The organism is Pullulanibacillus sp. KACC 23026 (assembly GCF_029094525.1).
GTDB lineage: Bacteria > Bacillota > Bacilli > Bacillales > Sporolactobacillaceae > KACC-23026.
The window spans coordinates 310,067-336,666 of the sequence record NZ_CP119107.1; the positions used below are offsets into that span (position 1 = coordinate 310,067).

The window sequence follows — 26,600 nt, forward strand, 5'->3', positions numbered from 1 at the left end:
ATAAATTTAATGTGTTCGCTTAACTTATGTGAGGATGATTGAATGAAAAAGCAACCGACCATAGGGTTGATCGATGGCAGTCTTAGGTCTTGTCCTAGAACACCAAATTGTGTGTCGACCAATCATAGTGATTTAAACCGTCATATGCTCCCAATTGACTACAGTGGTTTAACCTTGGATGAAGCCAAGGGCATTTTATTTGAAGTGTTAAAGACCATCCCTAAAGTAGAAGTGGTGAAAGAAGAGGATGGCTATATTCACGCTGAGGCGAAGACGATGGTCTTTGAATACATACAAGATGCCGAATTTCTGTTTGATGAGGACGACAAGCAGCTTCATTTTCGGTCCGCCTCTCGCGTGGGCTATACGGATTTTGGAAGCAATAAACGGCGCATGCAATCCGTTGTGGCCCGCTTTTTGCGCAAACGAGATGAACATCTTGAGAAGCAGGCAGAAACAGACAAGCCTGCTACTTGAATAAACACCTCGCTTGGCAGGCTCGCGAAGGATCTCTTTTAATAGGAGGCTTCCTTTACGGATTATCTCCGAACATGCGGGCCTAGTTGGCTTGTAAAAACGAAAGAAAAAAGGATTGGAAATAATTTCGAGTTTAAAGGCGTTCAAATTGACACATCTTCTATATTGAAAGGGGTGTCAATAATGGACTTTCAAAATCCTTTTAATCCAATTGGAGGGGTTTTTCTAAACGCTGAGCCATTGGATATGAAGCTTGAGCATGACCGGTATGAGGTTTATGTAAATGGAGATTTTGTTGGAATTAAAACCCTTTTGACGCAAAATGAAGAGGTAACCGATTTAAATGATTTCTTGAGAGAGCAAGGGATTAAAGCCTTTCAAGCTAAGACGAATGGTGACCATTATGAGATTCATACGGACAAGATGGAAGAACCAATCAAAGATGCCTTACAGGTTTATTTACAAACTCGATAAAAAAGCAGATGTCCATTTTTTCAGGGGGGGGGAAGATCTCGTTTCTCTGGAAAAATGGTCTTTTTCTTTTTTGTGGGGACAGGCCACTGCTGAAAGAATAACTTCTCGGCAGGGGTCTGGCCACACCACTATAACGAAAGCTCTAATGGGTCAGTGGGTTAGATATGCAGGAGAACAACGGGGTATGGTATGATACGACTAAATAGAGACTGATTAAGGAGGATGAGAAAAATGAAGGTTTTTATGGTACTTGGAACATTAAATGCGTTTCTGTCTATCGCTTTAGGAGCATTTGGAGCGCATGGACTGAAAGATAAGCTCTCTGCAAAGTATCTTGATATATACCAAACAGGGGTCCACTATCATATGATTCATGCGCTTGGGCTTGTTATAGTAGGCATCCTATATATGACGCTAAACAAAAATCAACCGGTTCTGATGACCTGGACAGGGTGGCTGATGTTTGCAGGGATTGTTTTGTTCTCTGGAAGTCTTTATGTCCTTAGTTTAACGAAGGTATCTGTCCTTGGAGCGATCACACCTCTTGGAGGACTTTGCTTCTTAGCGAGTTGGCTGCTTCTAACCATTGCCATTATTAAAGCTTAATTATTTTTGTACATAAAAAAACGCCACAGTAAGGGAATAGCTTACTAAGGCGTTTTTTTTATAAATAAGTAGCAGGTCATCTAACGTCGATAAGGATAAGCGTAATTGACTACACCTTGGAAGACAACGTAATCAAGGTAGATTAAAGGAAGCAGATATCTTGTACCTGTTGCAACCTCTTTTAAAATAAGATGGTCACGTCCAGCGGCTTCAATGGTTCCTTTAAAGGACTTGGATTCATTGCCGCCAGCATGTTCAAAGGTCATATAGACAGTCACTTCTTTGTCTTTGTTCAGGCGGAGAATGTTCTCAATGTACGATTGTTCCTGTGCAGGCAGCGGAAGCGTCCCTCCTTGGGGGGCAGCAGGCGATGTGGCACCAGGTGTCCCTCCAGGAGTCACTGGAGCAGTCGTACTTGGAGGAACTGCTGCTCCAGTACTTGGCGTCTGTGGATAAGGGTAGTAGGGCATCGCACTTGGAGGTGGGGTTCCAGTGCCTTGGTTTCCATACTTTGGATGCAAATTCTGATTAGAGTAGCCGGATGGATAACCGGATGGATAACCAGATGGGTAACCAGTGTATTCTTCAGGCATATGTTTGTTCACTCCTTTATATCATCACCCCTAAAATTAAGGGTTATTGACTAATGAGCCTCTTGAAAGGTTAATAAATAGATGGACAAGTGGAGGCGGTTGTCACATAGAAACAGTGGTCTTTAAAACGACCGGCATTATATTGACCAAACCACTGAGTGCGGCACTCGGCCCCTGAGGCAGGACGGTAATAATAAAGGGAATATTCGGCTGGGTGGTAGCGCAAGCCCTTTAGCACATTTCTTGCTAATTTCTTTTCGTTCTCTCGTGCTCTTTGATAAAAGTAACTATGCTGCGTTGCTTCGAAGCCGCCAGGTGATTGGTAGACCATTTGGGAGATCGTCCTGACATCTTCAAAGTCTAGACAATCTGCCCGAACGCGATTAACCCCTACATTCCCTACTAAGAGTTCACCAAGATCGCCTTGGTCCTCGGCTTCCGCACGCATTAATCGAGCGAGTAAATCGACATCGCTTTCGTTGTACTGAATGACCGCCACGGTGTCACCTCCTGATGTCACTCATGCTGCCTAAATTCATGTGTATGTAAAAGCAGGATAAATATGAACCTGTTACACAAAAAAAGATAGCGCCAGAGGCACTATCTTTGAATGAATTTTAAATTAAGTTTCATCGAATGGGAAATGGACAAACGGGTCATCCGAGTTTTAAAGAGGTTAGACCGTAAGCCTATCCTTCAGTCGTTCTTTGTTTAAAAGGGACCCTACATAAAAGGCGCCAAATTCACCAAATCGCGCACTCACTTCATCAAATCGCATTTCATAGACAAGCTTTTTGAATTGAAGGGCATCATTGGCAAAAAGGGTAACGCCCCATTCCCAGTCATCAAAGCCAACCGATCCGGTGATAATCTGTTTAACTTTTCCAGCATAAGTGCGACCTATTAATCCATGTGATTTCATCAGTTCACGGCGTTCTTCCATTGAGAGCATGTACCAGTTATCGTTTCCTTCACGACGCTTGTCCATCGGATAAAAGCAGACATAATCGGTTTTTGGCAAGATAGGAAAAAGTCGCGGCTTTAATTTCGGTGACTCATAAGGATCGCCTTCAATGCCATTGGCTAGATAATTGCTCAATTCAACAACCGACACATATGAATAAGCCGGAATGGTGACTTCAGCCAGTTTTGTTTTATTAAAGGCTGTTTCAAGCTCATTCAACTCGACCATGGTTGGTCTAAGCCACATAAGCATGATGTCCGCCTTCTGCCCAATGATGGAATAGAAAGCATAACTGCCTTCCTTGTTCTGCTGGACCTGGTCCCATTTATCTAAAAAGGTATAAAATTCTTCTAAGGCTGCTGCACGTTCTTCGTTGGATAAAGCTTTCCAAAGGGTCCAATCAATCGTACGGAAATCATGGAGGCAATACCAACCATCTAATGTTTCTGCTGCTTCTGCCATGTTCGTCACTCCTTTTTCTAGTGGTTCTAGAATAAATAAGTAAGTTGTCTAGCTTTATTGTAGCACACCCATTTAAAAACAAGAAAAACGTGACACATGAGGGATTCAAACATTTAAAGATTACCTAATGCTTTTTCATTCCGTTCCACCATTCGCTCATAAAATCCTTGGAAATCACTCGCTTCTTCAAGTGTTAACTGAGAAGGGACGAGCTCCCCAAATTGGCTAAGCGTGTTATAAAAGTGAAGCATGAGATCTTGTACAGAGATCGGACAGCCGGTAAGCTCTGACAGAGAGGCCATAACTTCAGGACGGACAATCGGATAAGCAAAAGGTGTGTGATCGCCATCAAGGCTGGCTTTATAAAAGTCGCGAATTAGAGCAGCACGTTCGGTCCCGCTGCCTTCCGCACATAGATAAATTTGGACAGCTACCCCATGGCGGAGGCGCCGCTGGGAAATGCCAGCGAATTTTTTTCCATTCACGCTTAAATCATAACGTCCAGGGCAATAGGAGCCAACAATTTCCCGAGCTTCAATATTTTGGCTATATGACTTTAGCATATTTTGGACAAAGCGGGTCATTGTCTCATACCCATCATCGATCGAAATATGGCCTTCTCCTTCAGGCAAAATCAAAGATATATTTAGTACGCCTTCATCGAGCACAACGGCGAGCCCGCCTGAATTTCGCACCACCGTTTTATAACCTTGTGAATGAAGGTGTTCAATGCCTTTTTTGAGATGGGGTAAACGCGTATCTTGAATGCCAAGCACAACGGTATTATGATGCACCCACGTTCGTGCCGCACATGGGGAATCCCCTTTTCCGACGGATTGGCACAAACAATCATCAATCGCAAAGGATTGTTTGGCATCAAAAGAAGGGCCTAGTGTTGTTTGATCAATTATGCGCCATCTTGGCTGATGCAGCATGGACATTTGAAAAACTCCTATACTATTACATTTTCCATTGTTTGAAAATCCTAATTATTATACCACTCTTAAATAAAACTTGGGATAGAATAAGTCGTTTTCAAGGATCGACAAAAAAGGTATAATTAGGACAAATTGACTCACCGTTCTAATCATAAGCGGAGCCAAACAGGGACCCTGAAAACGTTGCTTAGATTAAGGCTTAGATCGTTTAAGCCAGATAGGATGTGACAAAGGATGAAGGATCCTTTTCAACAGCTTAAAGAAGAAAAAGTGTTTAAAGACCCTGTTCATCGTTATATACACGTCAGAGATACTTTGATATGGGACTTAATTGGCACAAAGGAATTCCAACGCTTGAGAAGGGTGAGACAGCTTGGGACAACCTTCTTAACCTTTCATGGTGCCGAACATAGCAGATTTAGTCATTCTTTGGGGGTATACGAGATTACTAGACGCATTGCTGATGTCTTTCAAGGGCGGCCTCATTGGGATAATAGCGAGCGTCTTCTTGCTCTGTCAGCTGCGCTGCTTCACGATGTGGGGCATGGGCCATTTTCGCATTCCTTTGAAAAAGTTTTTGATACGGACCACGAAGCGTTTACACGGGCCGTCATCTTAGGAGATACAGAAGTCAACCAGATCCTAAAAAGGGTAAGTCTTGATTTCCCAGCGAAGGTAGCCGATGTGATTGGGAAGACCTATCAGAATAAACTCGTTGTCAGCCTCATTTCTAGCCAAATTGACGCCGACCGTATGGATTATCTTTTAAGGGATGCTTATTTTACAGGTGTCAGCTACGGTCATTTTGATCTGGAACGTATCTTGCGGGTCATGCGTCCGAAAGAAGACCAGGTTGTTATTAAGCAATCTGGGATGCACGCGGTTGAGGATTATATTATGAGCCGATATCAAATGTATTGGCAGGTGTATTTCCATCCTGTAACGAGAAGTGCAGAAGTCATCCTTTCTAGAATCCTTCACAGGGCTAAAGCGTTAGACCATGAAGGCTTTGTATTTCAGGAAACACCGCAGCTTCTCATCCCACTTTTTAGAGGAGAGATGACTTTAGCGGATTATCTCCAACTGGATGAGTCTGTCATTATGTATTACTTTCAGCGCTGGCAATTCGAAAAGGATCCCATTTTGGCTGATCTATGCGATCGTTTTTTAACCAGGCGTCTTTTTAAATATGCTGAGTTTTCACCATCAAATTTCAATGTGTATGTTGAGTTGAAGGACAAGTTTAAGGAAGTGGGGATTGATCCTGATTACTATTTAATTGTGGATTCGTCCTCAGATCTCCCTTACGATTTCTATCGTCCTGGGGAGGAAGGAGAACGGCTGCCGATTCATCTTCTTATGCCGGACGGTAGGCTTCGCGAACTTTCTCGGGAATCCGATATTGTCGAAGCGATCTCCGGCAAGAAACGAACCGATCATAAGCTCTATTACCCAGCTGATTTTCTTGAAAAGGCTGAACTGCCACCGCAACTCAAACAAGATATTTTAAAGTTGCTGAATAAATAGGAGGGACCAATCATGCTTGATGAGCACGCCAAAGTACTGACGGTGCTGCAATATGCTGGTGAAATCATTGGAAGGAAGAAGCTTCAAAAAATAGTCTTTATCTTAAAAAAGCTCGGGTATCCATTTCGTGAAAAATATGGCTTTCATTTCTTCGGCCCCTATTCAGAAGAGCTGACCCTGCAAACAGAGGAGTTGGATAATCTCGGTTTTCTTAAAGAAACAAAAGAGAAGCAGGGCGGGTATCACCAATATCGGTATGAATTAACTCCCTCTGGTGAGACCTTTTTGCAAAATTTCAAGTTTTCCTTTTCTGGATTGGACGAGCTGGTTACACATCTGAATCAACAGCCTTCCAGGTTTCTTGAGTTAGTCTCAACGGCCTTATACTTTGAACAACTAGACGAGTCTGAGAAGCGAGAGAAAATCAAAACGGTCAAAGCCAAACAAAATTATACCGAGGATGAAATAGATCAGGCATTTGCCTTTATTAGAGATCTCAAAAAACGCTTAGTCTCTAAAACTACTTATTCATAAAAGTTATCAAACTAATAACGAAGCAAAATGCGGGACAGAAGCAGTTGACGAATAGAAAAAGCCGAACTTATTCACACCTTTTAACGTGATGGGTTCGGTTTTTCATTTGTAAGTTAAGCCATTTATGAAACACTAGTCAAAATACGTTGCTTTTCGCGGGCACGGCCTAAGCCACCTCAGCAAGGAAAACGCTTGCTTGCGGGGATCTTCAGACATGTGCGGTTCGAGCAGGAGTCTCCGTATTTTGACTGAGCTTCCTATTTGTTTCTGTCCTTATAAACATTTAGTGTTCGGAATTTAAGTCTATTCGTTTAGTTTTGTCCCAGCCACTTTGTGTTCCTATAAGCTTTTTTAAAAAGCATCTGACAATCACCCCCGTATAAGATTAGACTGACAAAGGGCTCTTAGGAGAGCATGTCCGAATGCGATTTTGGGACAACTTGAAAGAAAGTTGTCCATATCTTGGTTTTATCTGCATATAGTCAAAAGGACAAACTTTTTAAAATGAAGGTGTTGCCATGCCAAATGATTTAACCCTTTTAGCGGCGGTTGGATTGGGCATTCTTCATTCCATGGAGCCAGGTCATGGAAAGGGTGTGATGTCCGCTTATTTGTTATCGACACGTGCTAAAGCACTGCAAGCCTGTTTCTTAGGTTTAATAACGGCTTTATCTCATGCTCTTTCTATTTTCCTATTGGCCGGAATCGCCTCTCTAACGGTTCATCACGTCACTCCCACTGAATGGGTCCATGGTATAGAGGCTTTATCAGGTTTCTTTATTCTGATCATTGGGGTTTTACGGTTGATTCAGAGTGTAAAGCCGCATATTGTAACCGTAGGATCGTGGTCGGGTAAGACTGGTTCGATTATAAGCGCTGCTCATTCCACTGAAGGAGAAAGTCATGACCATCATGATCATGATCACGAGCACCATCATCATTTTCACTATCATCCAAAGAAGGCGCCGACTCGCTTAAGCCAATTTTTCTTAGTCGGGTTTTTGACAGGGATCATTCCGTGTCCAAGCGCTTTAGCGATCATCCTCGCTGCTGTCAGCTCGCATCAGGTGATGGTTGGCATTCAGTTGGTTGCGGCCTTTTCCCTAGGCGGTGCCCTCACTATGGCTAGTCTCGGATATATAATGAGCCGGACGAGCGGCAAAATCAGGGCAATCAATGAAGGGTTTATAAAGCTTTTGTCAATTGGCTCCGCACTGTTAATAATAGGGCTTGGAGCAGCCGTGACCATTAGAGCCAGTATCCATATCTGGCTCTCCATGTAAAAAAACTTTTTTAGTCATTCTGTTGACTTTCTAAAAAAGCTATGTATAATCAAGTAGTATAATAAAACGTGACACAATCAGTGACGAAGAGAGTAGTTGCGAAAGAGGCTATAGCGAATCAGGGATGGTGGAAGCCTGATGTCAATCACGCAATGAACCGCACTTCTGAGATGCCAGTCTGAATGAACAGTAGGGCTCGGCCGGGTCGCTCCGTTAAAGGCTTATGAGTGGATTCCGTTTCATACGGAATAATGAGAGTGGTACCGCGGATGAACAGCATTCGTCTCTTTTTTAATAAAAAGAGACGGGTGCTTTTTTAATTTTTTGGATGGTCTATTACATGTCTCTTTCACATATAAAAAACTCATGAATAAAAAATCAATGACAAAGAGAGTAGTTGTAATCGATTTGGCAAGCGATCCGGGGACGGTGTGAGCCCGGTACAGATCTTACAACGAAACGCACTTTGGAGATGTTCACTCGGAGGCTTGTCAAAGGCTTTAGAGTGGAACGGTTCGCCCCCGTTATAAGGTAAGAGTGGATCCCATAATATGGGGTAATAAGAGTGGTACCGCGGATGAACCCAACACATTCGTCTCTTTTTAAAGAGACGAGTGTGTTTTTTTATTGGGTCAAGAAACGACTTCTTTAGTTAAAAAATAACCGATAATGGTGCTGTCATAGAAGAAATATACGGAATACTGGAAAAAGGCGGTTAATTAAGAGAATAAAATGTGCGGTTTTGGAGGGAGAGGGAAATGAACACGATTAGAGTTGGGATTGTTGGAGCAAATGGGTACAGCGGAGCAGAGTTAATTCGGTTATTATCCGCCCATCCTCACGTTAGCGTTGAGGTATTGATTTCACATTCGACGAGCGGTTTTGCTATAAAAGAGGTGTATCCGCATCTCACAAACATTGTGGAACATACGTTGGAATCAATGGCGGTAGAAAAAGTAGCAGAGCAAGTGGATTTCCTCTTTTTTGCTACACCATCTGGAGTGAGTAAGGATCTTTTGCCAGTGTTTGTCGAAAAAGACGTTCTGTGCATCGATCTCTCTGGGGATTTCCGATTGCATAATGCCGAAAGCTATGCCGAGTGGTACAACCAGGAGCGAACAGATTCTAAACTGCTTTCAAAATCGGTTTATGGACTCACTGAATTTAACCGGGAGCAAGTCCAACAAGCTCGTTGGCTCGCTAACCCTGGCTGTTATCCGACAGCAACCTTGTTAGGTATTCTTCCGGCAATTAAGATGAATCAAATTGAGCCAAAAGGCCTTGTGATTGATGGGAAGTCCGGTGTTTCTGGGGCAGGGAGAAAAGCATCGCTTGCCTCGCACTTTGGAGAAACGAACGAAAATCTCAAAATCTATAAAGTGGGCAGGCACCAACACATTCCAGAAATTGAACAAATGATTGAAACGATAACGGGAGAAGCGATTCCTGTTACGTTTTCAACTCACCTCATTCCGATGACGCGCGGCATTATGTGTACGATGTATGCAAACTTAAAAGCGCCCCTTAAAACGGAAGAGATGGTCGCAAGCTACAAGGAATTTTACCAAAACGATTCATTCGTCAGAGTTAGGGAACCCGGTGTTTTTCCAGCGACCAAAGAGGTCTACGGTTCGAATTTCTGTGACATAGGCCTTCATGTGGATGAGCGAACGGGCCGTGTGACAATTGTTTCGGTGATTGACAATATGGTCAAAGGCGCTGCAGGCCAGGCTATTCAGAACATGAACCTCATGCTTGGCTTTGAGGAAACGACGGGTCTTAACTTTGTTCCTGTGTACCCATAACGACGATTGACAACATAGAAACTAACAAACTATTTTACCACCCCGGGGAGGGTTTAACTTATGACAGAGGCAAAGAGTTTAACGCTTGATAAAGATAAACAAACTAGTTTGACCGTTTTAGATGAAGGCGGAGTGACTTCGCCAAAAGGCTTTCGAGCAAGCGGTCTTCATTGCGGACTCCGCAAAACCCGCTTAGATCTTGGCTGGCTGTATTCGGATGTGCCAGCTGCAGCATGCGGTGTTTATACAACTAACGTCTTTCAAGCGGCGCCGCTGCTTGTGACGAAAGAAAGTCTCAGTCAAGAAAATAAGCTTCAAGCTATATTAGTTAATTCAGGAAACGCGAATGCGTGCACCGGTCAAGAAGGGCTTTCGAATGCCTATGAATCTCGCACTGACTTCGCCAAGCAATTCGGTATTCCAGAACATTATATTTCAGTCGTTTCAACGGGTGTCATTGGTCAGCAGCTGCCAATGGAAAAGCTGAAACAAGGAATTAAGAACATCGGAATACTCGAAAATGACGCGGCTTCTTTTGAAAAAGCGATTTTAACGACCGATACCGTAACGAAGCATCTCGCTGTGGAACTAGAGATTGATGGTAAAACGGTGACGATCGGCGGAGCGGCAAAAGGTTCTGGGATGATTCATCCGAACATGGCAACTATGCTTGGCTTTGTGACAACTGACGCCAATGTCGTTCAAGAAGATCTTTACGACGCATTAAAAGAAGTGACCAATTCAACGTTTAATATGATTACCGTTGACGGGGATATGAGCACAAACGATATGGTGTTGGTTTTGGCGAATGGCCTGGCTGGAAATGAACCTTTATCAAAGGCACATCCAGAGTGGGAGACGTTTAAGAACGGCTTAGCATTCGTGAGTGAGGCCTTAGCTAAGAAAATCGCACGAGATGGTGAAGGCGCGACAAAACTGATTGAAGTCCAGGTTACTGGAGCTCTAGAAGTTGAGGCCGCTAAAGTGATTGCCAAAACAATCGTTGGCTCAAGCTTAGTCAAAACAGCCATTTATGGGACGGATGCTAACTGGGGACGTATCATTTGTGCGGTCGGCTACAGCGGCAAACCGATTGATCCAACTAACATTCATGTGGCAATAGGTCCAGTGGAGGTTGTAAAAGACGGGGTTCCGCTTCCGTTTGATGAAGATATAGCAAAAGCCTACTTAGAAAATGAACATGTACAGATCTTTGTGAATTTGAATCAAGGGCAGCATACTGCAACAGCGTGGGGCTGTGATTTAACGTATGACTACGTCAAAATCAACGCGATGTATCGGACTTAAGGAGGGGGAAACGGTGAAAAAATACCTAGTCATCAAGAGTGGCGGGAGTATTCTTGACCAGTTGCCGGATTCCTTTTATCAAACGATTAAAGAGTTGAGTGAAGGAGATGAGTGGCAGCCGGTTCTAGTTCACGGCGGAGGCCCGCATATATCTCATCTTTTAACACAACTTGACGTTCCCATTGAATTTAACAGCGGCTTGCGCGTTACCAGTGAAGCAGTCTTAGATATTGTTGAAATGGTTTTATGCGGGTCGGTTAACAAACAAATTGTTCGAAATCTTGCGAACGCCGGGGCTAAAGCGCTCGGGATCAGTGGAATGGACGGCTCACTTCTTTATGCCGAACCGATGGATAAAACGGGCAGCCTTGGCTATGTAGGCGAGGTGACAAAGGTGGAACCAAGTGTAATTCAGGAAGTCGTCTCGCTCGGCTATGTACCTGTTGTCGCACCGCTTGCTTTAGGGGAGAACGGCCAACGGTATAACATAAACGGCGATCTCGCGGCGGCGGCTGTCGCCAAGGCACTGAATGGATCCCTCTGCTTCGTCAGTAATATTGACGGGGTGCTTGCCGAAGAAAAGGGCGAAAGAAGTGTTATTCCTGAATTGACTCAAGAGGAGGCAAGCGATCTTATTGTTCAAGGCATCATTTACGGCGGCATGATCCCAAAAGTACAATCAGCTCTCGACAGTCTCTTTGCCGGAGCTCAAGAAGTGGTCATTCTAAACGGATTAAAGGAACAAAGCTTGCGAGAGTTTACAGAAGGCAAACCAGTCGGAACACGATTCGTAAAAGCTTCAACTAAAAAGACGGTACGGAAGTAAAAGGAGGCTGTAAAGATGAGCAGTGAAACGACAACGATTAATCCATTAATGGCGACCTATAATCGCTTCCCACTCACTCTTGTAAAAGGAAAGGGCAGTCATGTTTGGGATGACAAAGGCGAACAATACCTCGATTTTACATCCGGCATTGCGACCTGTAATCTCGGTCACGTTCCTGAGACAGTCAAAAATGCCTTGCAGGAACAGTTGAATAACCTTTGGCATATTTCGAATCTTTACCATATTCCGAGCCAAGAAGCCTTGGCGAAGAAACTCACTGATGTAAGCTGCTTTGATCAAGTGTTTTTTTGTAACAGCGGTGCTGAAGCAAATGAAGGGGCCATCAAGCTTGCACGACGCTATGCACAAAAAGTGAAGAAGACAGACGCTTATGAAGTGGTCACTTTCACGCAATCCTTTCATGGGCGGACGCTTGGAACGCTATCTGCTACAGGTCAACCTAAAATACAGGATGGCTTTTATCCGCTCCTAAATGGATTCCGCTACCTGCCATACAATGATGTGGATGCACTAAAAGATCTTAAAGGTGATAAAACTTGCGCCGTTCTTTTAGAGCTCGTTCAAGGTGAGGGCGGCGTTATTCCAGCGGATGCGGATTGGATTCAAGCGCTAAAGCAAACTTGTGAAGACGAAGGGCTCCTCTTTATGGTCGATGAAATTCAAACAGGAGTCGGGCGGACAGGAACGCTTTTTGCTTATGAGCAATACGGAATTGAACCCGATGTGATGACTTTAGCCAAAGGGCTTGGTAATGGGATTCCAATCGGGGCCGTTTTGGCCAAAGCAGAAGTGGCTCAAGCCTTTGGTCCAGGAAGCCACGGCAGCACTTTTGGCGGTAACCCGATGGCAACGACATCCGGAGTGACTGTCTTAAAGGAAATGACGGAAACGGATGTTCTGGCACATAGCCAAATAATTTCTGAACTTTTATTTGCAGGGTTAAACGAACTTAAAGATAAATACCCCGATCAATTCCTGGATGTCCGAGGAAGGGGCTTATTGGTAGGTGTCCAAACGGCATGTCCAGCAATAGACATCGTCAATAAGGCAAGAGATAAAAAGTTGCTTGTGCTTGTAGCAGGGGCCAACGTCTTACGAATCTTACCGCCGCTTACCGCTACAGCAGAAGATGTCCAAACCTTTTTAAGTATTATGGAAGAGATCTTGAACGAAGGCTAGAAATAGAGGACTTACGGTATTCATCTCCGCGCCTCCCTTGACTCCCTGTAACGGACATTGACTCCGTTACAAGGAGAAAATGCTAGGGCTCTTCGGTGTAACGGACACTGACTCCGTTACAAGGGGAAAAGGAAGGCAACATGAACGAAAAAGTGTTAACGGACTGGATGTCCGTTAGAAATTAGAAACACCGGAAAAAGGGGCTGTAACGGACTGAGTGTCCGTTACAATGCCCGCTCACGGTAATGGGAGGACGTCCTCCCAAAGTCAAACAAAAATGGAGGCAGGCAGAAGTGAAAAAGGGTTATTTAGTCTTGGAATCAGGAGACCTCTTTGAAGGCACTCATGTAGGCCAGCACACTCATACAACGGGTGAAGTAGTATTTAATACAGGGATGACAGGCTATCAGGAAATGCTTACGGATCCTTCCTATGCCGGACAAATTCTCACTTTCTGCTACCCGCTCATTGGAAATTACGGCGTAAATAAGCAGGATGATGAGGGACCGGCCTTGCACTTATCCGGCGTTGTTCTGAGTCACCTGGCCACACAGCCGAGTCATTATTTATCAACCAAAACCTTTTTAAAACACATGAATGATTCAGGCATCCCAGTTTTGGCGGATGTCGATACTCGGGCAGTGGTTAAGAAAATCCGTCACGCCGGAACAATGAGAGGCGTTCTGACGCTTAACCCGGATGACGTTTCATTTACGCCGAAACTGCAAGGACTTGATTTAATCAAAAAGGTGTCTTCTGAAAAAGTCGAGCACTACAAAGGCAGTGGCCCACATGTTGTCTTAATCAATTATGGAAGCAAGAAATCAATCTTAACGGCCTTGCTTCATGCAGGCTGTGAAGTGACGGTTGTGCCTTATCATATAACGTTTAATGAACTTAAGTCATTAAAACCAACAGGTGTTGTCCTGAGCAATGGACCGGGCAATCCGATGGCTTTAAAGCCTTATTTTAACGAAATTAAGAAAATTTCAGAGACGTATCCGACGCTCGGTATTTGTTTGGGCCACCAGCTGATTGCACTCGCCCATGGTGCTGAAACAGAAAAATTACTGTTCGGCCATCGCGGCGGCAATCACCCTGTTAAAGAGTTAGAAACAGGGAAGGTGTGGATGACGTCCCAAAATCACAGCTTTGTTGTCAAAGAAGCAAGCATTGATACAACAAAATTTGAGGTCAGCTATCGCAACGTCAATGACAAGTCAGTGGAAGGGTTAAAAGCGAAGCACTTGCCAATCGAAACGGTGCAGTTCCACCCTGAAGCTCACCCTGGTCCAACTGACACGGAACACATTTTTGATCGTTTTATACACAAGATTAAACATGCAGGAGAGTCTAGCTATGCCATTACGTACTGATCTGAAAAAAGTATTAGTCATAGGTTCAGGCCCCATTGTCATTGGGCAGGCCGCTGAATTTGATTATGCCGGCACGCAAGCCTGTCTGGCATTAAAAGAAGAAAATATCGAGGTCGTCCTCGTTAATAATAATCCCGCTACAATCATGACCGATGAACAAATCGCTGATCACGTCTATATTGAACCGCTGACCCCTGAATCGATCGAAAAAATCATTCAGAAGGAAAAGCCTCAAGGATTAATTGGAACACTTGGCGGTCAAACCGGATTAAACCTCACCGTAGCACTGTCTGAACAGGGCATTCTTGAAAAATATAATGTCGAGCTGCTCGGCACTTCCTTAATCTCCATCCAAAAAGGTGAGGATCGGGAAATGTTTCGCCAATTAATGCTCGATATTGAAGAGCCGATTTGCGAATCAGAAATTATTCATTCTTTTGAAGAAGGGAAAGCCTTTGTCGAACAGATTGGTTATCCGGTTATCATCCGTCCCGCTTATACGCTCGGAGGAGCAGGCGGCGGTTTTGCCAATAACGAAGAAGAGCTTAAGCGAGTTTTAACAAGCGGTCTTTCCGCAAGTCCCATTCATCAAGTGTTGATTGAAAAGAGTATTAAAGGATGGAAAGAGATTGAGTACGAGGTCATGCGTGATGCCAATGATACATGCATCATCGTCTGCAACATGGAAAACATGGATCCGGTTGGTGTACACACTGGCGATTCCATCGTTGTGGCTCCTTCTCAAACGCTGACCGACAATCAATACCAAATGCTCCGCGCTTCATCGTTAAAAATTATCCGGGCGCTCGGCATTGTCGGCGGCTGTAATATTCAGTTCGCACTCGATCCCGTTTCAGAAGATTATGTCATCATCGAGGTGAATCCTCGTGTGAGCCGTTCTTCCGCTTTAGCATCAAAGGCAACCGGCTACCCGATTGCGAGAATGGCGGCCAAATGTGCGATTGGGTTTCATCTGGATGAACTCTTAAATCCTATTACGGGGAATACTTATGCATCATTTGAACCCGCTCTTGATTACATCGTCGTGAAACTTCCGCGTTTTCCGTTTGATAAGTTTACCGAAGCAGATCGGAAGCTGGGCACACAGATGAAGGCAACGGGTGAGGTGATGGCGATTGACCGGACCTTTGAAGGGGCTCTTAATAAAGGTCTTCGTTCCTTAGAATTAGGGCTGAACAGTCTTGAATGGAAGGGTTTTATGAGTGCCTCGGCGGATGAGTTGAAACTTAATCTCACAAATGCAACGGATCTTCGCCTGTTTGCCATTGCTGAGCTATTAAAACGCGGGGAATCCATTGAAACCATCCATGCGCTTACACAAATGGATCCATGGTTTTTATATGGTGTACAGAATATCCTCACCACTGAGAAAGAGCTCAGCAACACTGAATTTGCTCGCTTAACAGTGGATCAGCTCAAATCAGCCAAGCGGATGAACATTAGCGATGCCAGATTGGCACAGCTCTTATCTGTTACCGAAAAAGAGGTTAGTGAAAAGCGTAAAGGCTGGGGCATTCTTCCGGTCTATAAACTAGTCGATACGTGTGCAGGCGAGTTTGTAGCGGAGACCCCTTACTATTACTCCACCTGGCATGGGGAAGATGAAGCGCTCGTCAGTAATCGGCCCAAAATATTAGTCGTAGGCTCTGGACCGATTCGCATCGGACAGGGTGTTGAATTTGATTATTGTTCAGTTCATGCAACATTTGCCGTGAAGAAACTTGGGTTTGAGGCCGTCGTCGTCAATAACAATCCAGAAACGGTCAGCACGGATTATGCCACAGCGGACCGCCTCTACTTTGATCCGTTAACGTTAGAGGATTTACTGCACGTGATTGAAAAGGAAAACGTACAAGGTGTTTTGCTCCAGTTTGGCGGCCAAACGGCGGTTAATCTCGCAGAAAAACTTGAGGCAGAAGGTGTTCCGATTCTCGGAACCACAGCTGACATGATCGACGCATTAGAGGACCGGGAGCGATTTTATAAGGTGTTAAAGGAATTAAACATTCCTCACATTCAAGGAGAGATTGTCGAGAGTCCAGCCGAATTAAAAGAAGCGGCGGGCCGCCTCGGGTTTCCGATCCTTAGTCGACCTTCTTACGTCATTGGCGGTCAGTCGATGTTCATCTTTTATGATGAAGCAGAGCTTGACAGGGCCTTAACGTTTCATTTTCAGGATGACCGCATGTGGCCGCTGCTTGTTGACAGCTACCTTCCTGGTATGGAATTTGAAGTCGATGCCGTCAGTGATGGCAGTGACATTGTTATTCCTGGTATTTTTGAACATGTGGAGCGGGCAGGGGTTCACTCCGGTGACAGCACAGCGATCTTCCCACCTGTCAACTTGCCGGAATCGGTACAGCAGCTAGCGGTTACTTATACGGAAAAGATTTGCAAAGCTTGTTCGATTAAAGGTCTAATGAATATTCAATTTGTGTATGCCAATGAAACATTATATGTTCTGGAGGTTAATCCGCGAGCATCCCGAACGATTCCAATAATTAGTAAGGTGACCGGTTTTCCTATGGTCGAAGCCGCTGTTCGGGTCCAGCTCGGTCAGTCCGTCAAATCCTTTACTAAGGTGCAAGGCTTACTCACGCCGCCTGCCTACTATTCTGTCAAAGCTCCTGTGTTCTCCTCATCCAAGCTTAATGGGGTGGATCCGGTGCTCGGACCTGAGATGAAATCGACAGGTGAAAGCCTCGGTCTCGGTTATTCAGTCGGAGAGGCGCTGACAAAAGCCGTGTTTTTAGGAGAAGCGAATCCTTTCAGTCAATCGACAACTAAGAAGACCATTATTTGTTCGATTAATTCGCGAGAGCTTGAAGAAAGCTATGGTCTTATAAAAGAGCTGATTGAACGTGGATTTGACATGACGGCTACGGCAAAAACGGCTGAGTTTTATGAGCAAAAAGGACTTCCGATCAAGAAAAAGGTCTTAAGTGTTGAGGAAGTGGCTGAGGTCCTTCAATCCGGAGAGGCAGCGGCCCTTATCAATAGTCCGACAAATGGACGGAATCGGTCGACGTTCGGATTTCAAATCAGAGCCGAAGCCATTAGACATAAGGTCCCTTTAATGACCAGTCTCGATACGGTTAGGGCAGCCTTAACCTATGCTAACAGCACGACGAATGACCAAGTCAAAACACTAACAGCTTATCGCCAGGATTCTATGAAGGGAAGTGGCATTTATGTCTAATGCATTAAACGTTATGAAAATGAAGCAGAATCCTTTAACTTTAAAGGGAACTGATTTTATAAAGGTATCTGATTATTCAAGTGAGACTTTGACCGCATTGCTTGAGCAAGCCTATGAAATGAAGCGTCTGCAAAAAGAGGGGATCCCGCATCCTTATCTAAGCGGCAAAATTCTTGGGATGGTTTTTGAAAAATCTTCAACCCGTACAAGAGTGTCTTTTCAAGTTGGGATGAAGCAGCTCGGCGGGGATGCGATTTTTTTGAGCAAAAATGATATCCAGCTTGGGCGAGGCGAAACCATTTCTGATACAGCCAAAGTCCTGTCACGTTATGTGGATGGCATCATGATTCGAACTTTTGAACATGAGAAAATTCTAGAACTGGCAGAGCATGCGGATGTGCCTGTCATCAATGGGTTAACCGATCTTCACCATCCAGCCCAAACTTTAGCGGACCTATTAACGATTTACGAACATAAAGGGCAGTTCAAAGGGCTTAAACTGTGTTATGTCGGGGACGGTAATAATAACGTATGCCATTCCTTAATCGAAGGAGCGGTACTCGTCGGGATGGATGTTTCCGTCGCAAGTCCAGAAGGGTTTGAGCCGAATGCTGAGATTCTGGGTTGGGCCATTCAACAGGCTGAAGTCACTGGGAGCAGCGTGACCGTTACCGTCTCACCGGAGGAAGCAGTCAAAGGGGCAGATGTGATCGTCACAGATGTCTGGACCAGCATGGGCCAAGAAGAAGAAAAAGAAGCACGTCATCAAATCTTCAAGCCTTACCAAGTGAATGCCGAGCTTTGCGGGCAAGCCGATCCAGACTATATCTTCCTGCACTGTCTGCCGGCGCATCGCGGTGAAGAAGTGACAGCCGATATCATTGATGGACCGCATTCGGTTGTCTTCGACGAAGCAGAAAATCGTCTGCATGCACAAAAAGCCATTTTGAAAAACTTATTGGGAAGTTAATCACTTAGAGTATAAAATAAGACTAAAAATTTAAATAAAACCATTAAGAGGAGTGTTATAAAAAAATGGCAAAAGAAAAAATTGTACTTGCTTATTCCGGAGGGCTAGACACCTCTGTATCCGTTAAATGGATCCAAGAAAAATACGGCTATGATGTCATTGCACTGGGCCTTGATGTCGGTGAAGGAAAGGACTTAGAGGCAATCAAGCAAAAAGCGTTAAACGTTGGGGCGATCAAAGCGATCATGATTGATGCTAAAGAGCTTCTTGCCAAAGGTTATATTTTACCTGCTCTCAAAGCAAATGCGATGTACGAAGGCAAATACCCGCTTTCCTCAGCGCTTTCCCGTCCGCTTATCTCGAAGCTTCTGGTGGAAGTAGCTGAGCAAGAAGGTGCGGTTGCAGTTGCTCACGGCTGTACCGGGAAAGGGAATGACCAAGTTCGCTTTGAAGTCTCGATCCAAGCACTTAATCCTGATTTAAAGGTTGTGGCACCTGTTCGGGAATGGGGCATGACACGTGATGAAGAAATCGCCTATGCCGAAAAAAATGGAATTCCAATTCCAATCAATCTCGACAATCCGTTCTCGATTGATGCAAACATCTGGGGACGCGCTTGTGAAGCCGGCGTCTTAGAAAACCCATGGAATGAAGCCCCTGAGGCAGCCTATGACTGGACAAATCCGATTCATTTAACCCCGGATGATGCAGAATATGTTGAAATTGATTTTGTTCAAGGTGAGCCGGTTGCCTTAAACGGTGAAAAGATGGAGCTTGTTCCTTTAATTGAAAAGTTAAATGAGCTAGGCGGCCTTCATGGCGTTGGCCGGATTGATCACATCGAGAATCGTTTAGTGGGCATCAAATCACGTGAAGTCTATGAAAACCCAGCAGCCCTTATTTTAATTAATGCCCATAAAGAATTAGAGTTTTTGACTCTCCCTCGTGAGGTATCTCAATTTAAAGCTCAAATTGATCAAAAAATGGCTCAGATTATCTATGAAGGACTCTGGTATTCACCGCTTAAATCCGCTCTGGATGCGTTCGTGGATGAAACTCAAAAATATGTAACAGGGAAAGTACGTGTGAAGCTTCATAAAGGAACTCACGTTGTAGTGGGACGGACGTCCGATTATAGTCTATACAATGAAGAGCTCGCCACCTATACAAAAGGGGACGCTTTCGATCATAATGCGGCAGTAGGCTTCATCAAACTATGGGGACTTCCAACAAAAGTTTATTCAGAAGTACACAAATCCGAAGAAAAGCAGGAGGGTCAGTCTAATGAGCAAGCTGTGGAGCGGACGGTTCCAGAAGGAAACTAATAAGCTTGTCGAAGAACTGACAGCTTCCATTACTTTTGACCAAAAATTAGCCGATGAGGATATCGAGGGGAGTCTCGCCCATGTCCAAATGCTTGGCGAATGCGGAATTATCCCAGCAGAAGACGCCGAGAAAATTGCTGAAGGTTTAAAGGTTATCCAAAAGAAAATAGCGCAAGGCGAGGTCAACTACCTCGTCGCCCATGAAGATATCCATATGAATATCGAAAAAATGCTGACAGACGAAATTGGACCGGTTGCCGGAAAGCTTCATACGGGGAGGAGCCGCAATGATCAGGTGGCAACCGACATGCACCTGTATATGCGTCGCAAAACGGAAGGACTTATTGAACTTGTTGAAGCGGCGCAAGAGGCCCTCCTCACACAGGCTGAAGCGAATGTAGATACCATTTTACCAGGCTATACGCATCTTCAGCGGGCTCAGCCTATTTCATTTGCGCATCATCTTCTTGCGTATTTTTGGATGCTTGAGCGGGACAAGGGTCGCCTGCAGGACAGCCTTAAGCGAATCAATCTGTTGCCTTTAGGGGCGGGTGCCCTTGCTGGGACAACCTTTCCGATTAATCGGCAGCGGGTAGCTGAATTGCTAGACTTCGATGGGGTCTATCCAAATAGCTTGGATGCTGTCAGCGACCGTGATTTTATAGCCGAATTTTTATCGATTGCTTCGATTATGATGGTGCATCTCTCACGTCTCTCAGAAGAGCTTATCCTTTGGAGCAGCCAAGAGTTTCAATTCGTTGAACTCGATGATTCCTTCTGTACCGGCTCAAGCATGATGCCGCAAAAGAAAAATCCAGATGTTCCAGAGCTCATTCGTGGTAAAACCGGTCGGGTGTTTGGCAACCTTATCGGCCTCCTTACAGTATTGAAAGGGTTGCCGCTTGCTTATAACAAAGACCTGCAAGAGGATAAGGAAGGCATGTTCGACAGTGTTGAAACGCTCGAAGGAGCCCTTATGCTTCTCGCTCCTATGCTAGAAACGATGACTGTGAACACAAAAGCGATGCAGGAAGCCGTGACAAAGGACTACTCCAATGCAACTGACTTGGCTGATTACTTAGTCAACAAAGGCATGCCATTCCGTGAAGCCCATGAAGTCATCGGCCAGCTCGTTCATTACGGCATCAAGCACGGCAAATTTCTATTAGATCTCGACCTGAACGAATTCCAGTCATTCAGCGAGCTCTTCGACGATGCCGTCTATACCGTGCTCAAACCAGAAAACGTCGTCGCAGCCCGAAACAGCGAAGGCGGAACCGGCTTTGACCAAGTCAAAAAACAACTCCAACTAGCAAGAAACGCAGGGACGGTTCTTGCGTTTCATTCCAAGCAATGATTCCTTTTAGGGGGTCATTGTTTTTCTTTTTGGGGACACCGGTCGACAGATTCCCCTCTAACTAGGCGCGAAGGCCCGCTCTTTATAGAAATGAAATGAGCTGTCAGAAAAACAAACAGACCCACGAATCATCCTATGGGATGGGTTTTGGATGATGGTTTCTCAATAAAGTTGGCGATGATAGTGACATAGGACTTGAATGGACAGGCATTGAGCGCTTAAATTAGAAGAGGATGTTTTTTAACATTCATTTAAACTAAATTCAGGATCATTAATTTTGAGTGTGCAGCTCTTTACATAGGATGATTATTGGAGGGTCAAGTCATGAAAAGGAAGATTGTATTAACTGGAGGCGGATCGGCCGGGCATGTGACGGTTAATCTCGCGCTTATCCCAAAACTCCGTGAAGCGGATTGGGAAATCACTTATATTGGCTCAGTCAATGGGATTGAGCGAGAACTTGTAAGCGGGGTCGAGGGAGTCGATTACAAAAGTATTTCAACAGGTAAGCTTCGCCGCTATTTCGACTGGAATAACTTTAAGGACCCTTTTAAGGTGGTAAAAGGAATCTGGGAGGCCTATCGGATTATAAAAAAAGTTAAGCCAGACGTTGTTTTTTCAAAAGGCGGCTTTGTCTCGGTTCCGGTTGTACTGGGAGCCAAGCTGAATGGCGTACCAACCATTATCCATGAATCAGATATTACACCAGGACTTGCGAATAAACTTTCGATCCCCTTTGTAACCAAAGTTTGCACGACCTTTCCTGAAACGGCTAAGGCTCTTCCTGAGGCAAAAACAATCTATCTCGGGGCGGTTATCCGAGAAGAATTATTCAAGGGCGATGCGGCAAAAGGACGTCAATTTACTGATTTTACCAGGACGAAGCCAGTCCTCCTTATTATGGGGGGCAGTCTCGGTGCCAGAAAAATTAATCAGGCGGTTCGCGAAAACTTGGATGATTTATTGAAGGACTTTCAGATTGTTCATTTATGTGGGAAGGGAAATGTGGATGCCTCCCTGTCACGCAGAGGTTATCAGCAATACGACTATATAAAAGAGGAACTGCCAGACCTTCTAGCAATGGCTGACGTGATTATTTCACGAGCAGGCTCCAATGCGATCTTTGAATTTAAGGCGCTGAAAAAGCCGATGCTCCTGATTCCGCTCTCGCAAAATGCAAGCCGCGGTGACCAGGTGTTAAATGCGGAGTCCTTTAAAAAGTCAGGCTTTGCCGATGTCCTTTTAGAAGAAGACTTGAATCCAGAAACCTTTTTAGAAAAAGTGATGACTATTTATGCTAATCGGGAAGCTTATCAGAAGAAAATGGCGGAGGACCAAGGCGAATCTCCGCTGCAAAAACTCTATCAATTGATTGAGACAATGAGCCAATCGTCTTGAGTTATTAGGGTTTAACACTCTAAAGGAGCGGATAGGGGGCCGATTATGCGGCCGCCGCATTAAGGACAACGGCATCACAGAAAGAGGGGGGCCTATTTTCCGAGCCTCTTATGGTGACGTCCAGTGTCTATCAGGGCCACTTTTATTAAAACGATTAGATCATCATACAAGTGAAAATTTGAACATTGTTTGAACATTCTGTGTTGAACTTGTGTCGGCCTTTAATAAGACGTAAACTTAAGTTAAACACACATATTACTAGGTACAGAGCCTCGGGATCCCGTCTTCCCGAGGCTCTGTCCTCTATCGTGACAGCGCTCACCTTAAAAGTTTTAAATTAAGCTAAACAAGAAGGGATTTGCAGCAGACGAGATGTCCGTTACAAACCCCTTGCTTGCGGTTCGTTATTTACTTATCTAAGTCTTACCAGGAAAACAAATGCTTGACCCATTTCACGAGGCCGCCGCTCTTGTGTTGGTCATGCTTAAGCGAATCTGCCCCGTTTTTGCTCTGAGCGTCCTTAGCCGTCTGATCCGATTGGGTAGGTTCGGTACCCGCTAAGTAGTACGTTAATCGTGCGTTCTTTGCATCTTTAGAAGTTAATAAACCTGTGCTTGGGTCAACCCATGCCTTGACAACGCCATCAGGGGCTTTAAAAGCATCTCGCGGCTGTCCTTGAAGCACATCCTCCATATAATTAGCCCAAATCGATTTTGAATATCTTGAATCAGGATAAGTATTGATCGGCTTCCATTGTTTGTAACCCACCCAGACAGAGGTCGTTAGATTAGGTGTAAACCCGACCATCCAGCTGTCTGTGTCCGTTGAGCCCGTCTTAGCTGCAACCGTATGGGTCAGAATCTTACGGACACTGTTTCCTGTCACTGTTGAGTAGCCGTTTAATTTAGGATCAAATATACCCGTCATCATCTGGGATAAGACAAAGCTAGTTGCTGGATCAAGCACTTGTTTGCTGCTTGGCTTCCATTGATAGATCACATGACCGGATCGATCAACGACCTTTGTAATATAGTGCGGGGTCACTCGTTTTCCTAGGTCGGCAATGGTGCTGTAGGCATTTGCCATTTCCAAGACGCTGACTGGCTTCGTTCCGAGAGCGAGAGATGGGATCGGTTCAAGCGGGCTCGTAATGCCCATCTCCTTCGCGGTTGTAACGAGTTGATCCATGCCGATGGCCAGATTTGTTTTCACGGCATATATATTGTCAGACAGGGCCAAAGCCTGCATTAAGGTAATCGGACCGTTCGCATAATACCCGCCATAATTCTCCGGACTATACGGCTTTCCATTATCATAATGAAAAGTCGTTGGCGCACTCAATAAAGTTGTCGACGGTGTGAAATTATTTCGCAGTGCTGCGTAATACAAGAATGGTTTAAAACTGGAGCCTGGCTGCCGCTTACCTTGAACAGCAAGATTATAAGGATCTTCTTGGTAGTTCCGTCCGCCGATCATGGCTTTAACAGCACCTGTTTTAGGATCCATCGTCACGAGGGCTGCTTGAATTTTAGACTTCGGATTAATGACCTTTTTGACCCAATACTCCGCCTTTTTCTGCATATTGGCATCCAAAGTGGTATAGACCTTAAGCCCGGCTGTTGCAATTTGTTCGTTAGTCATGTTTAGCCGCTTGCTTAATTCCTGCTGAACTTCGTCTTGAAAATAGGGGGCCATTTCTTTAGTCCCTTTATGGGTGGTGACTAAAGTTAATTTCTCTTTATAAGCCTTTTCGGCCTGCGCTTTCGTTATGTCCCCGGCATTTACCATAGCATTAAGAATGAGCCGCTGTCTGGCTTTCGAACGATCAAAATCAACATCAGGCGCGTAGTAAGTGGGACCTTTAGGGATGCCGGCTAATAGCGCGGATTCTGCGAGATCAAGGTCTTTAGCATTTTTATTAAAATAGTACTTAGATGCGGCCTGAATGCCATAAGCGCCGTGGCCGTAATAAATCGTATTTAAATAACCTTCTAGGATTTGCGACTTAGAATAGTTCATTTCAAGCCTCATAGTGGTAAAGGCTTCAAGAAATTTCCGCTTCCAGGTTTTGTCATTTGATAGGAACAGGTTACGGGCATACTGCATCGAAATCGTACTCGCTCCTTGCGCCTTGGACAAGGTGGTAACGTCCTTTATTGCGGCCCCTGCCATCCGGCGAAGGTCAAAGCCGTGGTGGTCATAAAAATGTCTATCCTCAATATCAATGGTTGCCTGTTGCAGAGGCTTCGCGATATTTGAAAGTGAAACCCAATAGCGGTTTTGACTGTCATGCTCCGTCTCGCCAATCACTTCATCATTGGTCGAGTAGTAAACCGTTGTTTGCGGGACTTGGATCTTCGGAGCCCCCAGTATTTTCGCATAGAGCCAGAGACTCGCTAGGCAAAAAATGAGCAGGGAACAGAAGATCACGGCGGCACGAAAGGCCCATTTAAGAAAAGTTTTGGCTCGTTGTCTATGTTGTCCTGTCACAATCTCCATGATTGGCACCCTTTCTATGTAGAGCTCTAACATTCTTTAAGTTTAAAAGGTGAGGCACAAGCTCCCTTAAGATAGCTATGGACCGCTGAAAGGTTGTCCTGTTGAGGTTTTAAGTGGTCCAAGCAGCTAGAGGTTTTAGCTAGCACCTGACTTTTGTGAAAAACATGGTTGACTTCACTAACTATGCTTTTTTTTGAGTCCATAAGTGGTTCTATTATTTAATTAAGTATGCTTCAAGAGTGAGGAGATTAAACATGACTCAGCGCGTTTCGTGCGAAAAATAGCGAATGATGTAAAATTATAGTTTGCAATTGATACCTGTTCTACTATACTTTGTATGCTAGGGCTGTTTTTTATCCATATTAGAAAGGTGAAAAGTAAGGAGATTAGACGACCTGAGAAATCAGTAAACCAAGTTTGGTAAGCAATAGAACCCTCTAGGACTCAATTTAAAAATTCCATAGCTTTATATGGTGGTTTTTAGAAAAGCTTGGCTAGTCGCCAGGTGCTCAATGGTGAAAAGCCTTATAGTTTTTCTTATACTATCTTTTTGCAAGCGAGAACGCTGAAAGATTTGACTCTGATAGTATAAAAAATGAAGGAGTGGTTGCTGTGGAGCTTTGGTACACAGAAAAGCAAACAGAGGTATTCGGGATTACTGCAAAGATCAAACAGACCTTACATACGGAACAAACGCCTTTTCAAAAATTGGATATGCTCGAAACCGAGGAATTTGGAAATATGCTGACACTTGATGGGATGGTGATGACAACTGAACGGGATGAATTTGTCTATCACGAGATGGTCGCTCATGTCCCTCTTTTTACCCACCCTCATCCAAAGCAAGTGTTAGTAGTAGGCGGCGGTGATGGCGGGGTTATCCGGGAGGTTGTGAAGCATCCGGAAGTTGAAAAGGTCACCCTTGTCGAAATTGATGGAGCTGTGATTGAGCAATCCAAAAAGCATCTGCCTCATATTGCATCTGCTTTTGATCACCCAAAGGTAGAGGTTATTGTTGGAGATGGCTTCATGCATATTGCGGAAAGCCATAACGAGTATGATGTCATTATGGTTGACTCCACAGAGCCGGTTGGTCCAGCCGTCAAGCTCTTTGAAAAAGGCTTCTATGAAGGAATTTCCCGCGCGTTGAAAGCCGACGGGCTCTTCATTGCTCAGACAGATAATCCGTGGTTTAAAGCGGATTTAATCCGTCAAGTAATAGGCGATGTGAAGGAGATTTTTCCGATTACCCGTCTTTATACCGCAAACATTCCAACCTATCCGAGCGGACTTTGGACGTTTACAATGGGCTCCAAAGTCTATGATCCAATAGAAGTAGAAGAAGGACGGTTCCACGACCTAAAGACGAAGTACTATACAAAAGAATTGCACAAAGCGGCCTTTGTCCTGCCGAAATTTGTTAAGGATTTAGCGGGGGAATAAATGAAAAAAAGGATA

The 26,600-nt window shown here is 44.6% G+C and carries 22 protein-coding genes and 2 other annotated features; of the genes, 17 read left to right on the forward strand and 5 right to left on the reverse strand.

The features are described from left to right. Positions 1 to 42 precede the first annotated feature (42 nt). The 3 genes from PU629_RS01465 (at position 43) to PU629_RS01475 (ending at position 1,557) form a co-directional block, all read left to right on the forward strand. The gene (locus PU629_RS01465) at positions 43 to 477 is read left to right on the forward strand and encodes a DUF1499 domain-containing protein (protein WP_275282489.1); all 435 of its coding nucleotides are present in this window, start codon (positions 43 to 45) and stop codon (positions 475 to 477) included. A 183-nt stretch (positions 478 to 660) separates the two neighbouring features. Continuing rightward, positions 661 to 951 carry a hypothetical protein gene (locus PU629_RS01470; protein WP_275282490.1) on the forward strand — a complete coding sequence of 97 codons (291 nt, stop codon included), beginning with the start codon at positions 661 to 663 and terminating at the stop codon, positions 949 to 951. 231 nt (positions 952 to 1,182) lie between these two features. Beyond that, the gene (locus PU629_RS01475) at positions 1,183 to 1,557 is read left to right on the forward strand and encodes a DUF423 domain-containing protein (RefSeq protein ID WP_275282491.1); all 375 of its coding nucleotides are present in this window, start codon (positions 1,183 to 1,185) and stop codon (positions 1,555 to 1,557) included. Between the two features lie 80 nt (positions 1,558 to 1,637). On the opposite strand, the gene gerQ is transcribed toward PU629_RS01475, so the two are convergent. The 4 genes from gerQ to lipL form a co-directional block, all read right to left on the reverse strand. Further along, complete coding sequence (gene gerQ / locus PU629_RS01480; RefSeq protein WP_275282492.1) at positions 1,638 to 2,150, reverse strand: spore coat protein GerQ; 513 nt, start codon at positions 2,148 to 2,150, stop codon at positions 1,638 to 1,640. A 70-nt stretch (positions 2,151 to 2,220) separates the two neighbouring features. Continuing rightward, complete coding sequence (locus PU629_RS01485; protein WP_275282493.1) at positions 2,221 to 2,649, reverse strand: cell wall hydrolase; 429 nt, start codon at positions 2,647 to 2,649, stop codon at positions 2,221 to 2,223. 177 nt (positions 2,650 to 2,826) lie between these two features. After that, positions 2,827 to 3,576 carry a hydrogen peroxide-dependent heme synthase gene (gene hemQ / locus PU629_RS01490; protein ID WP_275282494.1) on the reverse strand — a complete coding sequence of 250 codons (750 nt, stop codon included), beginning with the start codon at positions 3,574 to 3,576 and terminating at the stop codon, positions 2,827 to 2,829. Positions 3,577 to 3,689: 113 nt separating this feature from the next. Beyond that, a complete protein-coding gene (gene lipL, locus PU629_RS01495) occupies positions 3,690 to 4,517 on the reverse strand; it encodes an octanoyl-[GcvH]:protein N-octanoyltransferase (protein ID WP_275282495.1) in 828 nt (275 codons plus the stop codon). Between the two features lie 231 nt (positions 4,518 to 4,748). Between lipL and PU629_RS01500 the strand changes: the two genes are divergently transcribed. The 13 genes from PU629_RS01500 to PU629_RS01560 all read left to right on the forward strand — a co-directional run bounded on the left by PU629_RS01500 (position 4,749) and on the right by PU629_RS01560 (position 22,643). Then, positions 4,749 to 6,041, forward strand: coding sequence for an HD domain-containing protein (locus PU629_RS01500; protein WP_275282496.1), 1,293 nt, complete (start codon positions 4,749 to 4,751; stop codon positions 6,039 to 6,041). 12 nt (positions 6,042 to 6,053) lie between these two features. Further along, a complete protein-coding gene (locus tag PU629_RS01505) occupies positions 6,054 to 6,575 on the forward strand; it encodes a YwgA family protein (RefSeq protein ID WP_275282497.1) in 522 nt (173 codons plus the stop codon). A 518-nt stretch (positions 6,576 to 7,093) separates the two neighbouring features. Next, the gene (locus PU629_RS01510) at positions 7,094 to 7,858 is read left to right on the forward strand and encodes an urease accessory protein UreH domain-containing protein (protein WP_275282498.1); all 765 of its coding nucleotides are present in this window, start codon (positions 7,094 to 7,096) and stop codon (positions 7,856 to 7,858) included. A 71-nt stretch (positions 7,859 to 7,929) separates the two neighbouring features. Next, positions 7,930 to 8,149 (forward strand) — a binding site (T-box leader). Positions 8,150 to 8,230: 81 nt separating this feature from the next. Then, positions 8,231 to 8,461, forward strand: a binding site (T-box leader). A gap of 155 nt (positions 8,462 to 8,616) precedes the next feature. Continuing rightward, positions 8,617 to 9,663 carry an N-acetyl-gamma-glutamyl-phosphate reductase gene (gene argC, locus PU629_RS01515; RefSeq protein ID WP_275282499.1) on the forward strand — a complete coding sequence of 349 codons (1,047 nt, stop codon included), beginning with the start codon at positions 8,617 to 8,619 and terminating at the stop codon, positions 9,661 to 9,663. Positions 9,664 to 9,723: 60 nt separating this feature from the next. Further along, positions 9,724 to 10,971, forward strand: coding sequence for a bifunctional ornithine acetyltransferase/N-acetylglutamate synthase (gene argJ / locus PU629_RS01520; RefSeq protein ID WP_275282500.1), 1,248 nt, complete (start codon positions 9,724 to 9,726; stop codon positions 10,969 to 10,971). Between the two features lie 13 nt (positions 10,972 to 10,984). After that, positions 10,985 to 11,797 carry an acetylglutamate kinase gene (gene argB / locus PU629_RS01525; RefSeq protein ID WP_275282501.1) on the forward strand — a complete coding sequence of 271 codons (813 nt, stop codon included), beginning with the start codon at positions 10,985 to 10,987 and terminating at the stop codon, positions 11,795 to 11,797. 15 nt (positions 11,798 to 11,812) lie between these two features. Then, the gene (locus tag PU629_RS01530; protein WP_275282503.1) at positions 11,813 to 12,997 is read left to right on the forward strand and encodes an acetylornithine transaminase; all 1,185 of its coding nucleotides are present in this window, start codon (positions 11,813 to 11,815) and stop codon (positions 12,995 to 12,997) included. Between the two features lie 293 nt (positions 12,998 to 13,290). After that, positions 13,291 to 14,373: a carbamoyl phosphate synthase small subunit gene (locus PU629_RS01535; RefSeq protein WP_275282504.1), complete on the forward strand. Its 1,083-nt coding sequence runs from the start codon at positions 13,291 to 13,293 to the stop codon at positions 14,371 to 14,373. After that, entirely contained in the window at positions 14,357 to 17,593 is a 3,237-nt protein-coding gene (carB, locus tag PU629_RS01540) for a carbamoyl-phosphate synthase (glutamine-hydrolyzing) large subunit (RefSeq protein ID WP_275282505.1), read from the forward strand. Before PU629_RS01535 ends, carB begins: the two co-directional genes overlap by 17 nt. Further along, on the forward strand, positions 17,586 to 18,563 hold the full coding sequence (argF, locus tag PU629_RS01545) for an ornithine carbamoyltransferase (protein ID WP_275282506.1): 978 nt from the start codon (positions 17,586 to 17,588) through the stop codon (positions 18,561 to 18,563). Before carB ends, argF begins: the two co-directional genes overlap by 8 nt. A 65-nt stretch (positions 18,564 to 18,628) precedes the next feature. Continuing rightward, positions 18,629 to 19,888: an argininosuccinate synthase gene (locus PU629_RS01550; protein ID WP_275282507.1), complete on the forward strand. Its 1,260-nt coding sequence runs from the start codon at positions 18,629 to 18,631 to the stop codon at positions 19,886 to 19,888. Beyond that, complete coding sequence (argH, locus tag PU629_RS01555) at positions 19,848 to 21,245, forward strand: argininosuccinate lyase (protein ID WP_275282508.1); 1,398 nt, start codon at positions 19,848 to 19,850, stop codon at positions 21,243 to 21,245. Before PU629_RS01550 ends, argH begins: the two co-directional genes overlap by 41 nt. A gap of 324 nt (positions 21,246 to 21,569) precedes the next feature. Further along, a complete protein-coding gene (locus PU629_RS01560) occupies positions 21,570 to 22,643 on the forward strand; it encodes an undecaprenyldiphospho-muramoylpentapeptide beta-N-acetylglucosaminyltransferase (protein WP_275282509.1) in 1,074 nt (357 codons plus the stop codon). Between the two features lie 423 nt (positions 22,644 to 23,066). Here PU629_RS01560 and PU629_RS01565 read toward each other — a convergent pair whose 3' ends face one another. Then, complete coding sequence (locus PU629_RS01565; protein WP_275282510.1) at positions 23,067 to 25,142, reverse strand: transglycosylase domain-containing protein; 2,076 nt, start codon at positions 25,140 to 25,142, stop codon at positions 23,067 to 23,069. 612 nt (positions 25,143 to 25,754) lie between these two features. On the opposite strand from PU629_RS01565, the gene speE reads away from it, so the two are divergent. Beyond that, positions 25,755 to 26,585 carry a polyamine aminopropyltransferase gene (gene speE, locus PU629_RS01570; RefSeq protein WP_275282511.1) on the forward strand — a complete coding sequence of 277 codons (831 nt, stop codon included), beginning with the start codon at positions 25,755 to 25,757 and terminating at the stop codon, positions 26,583 to 26,585. The last annotated feature ends 15 nt before the right edge of the window (positions 26,586 to 26,600 follow it).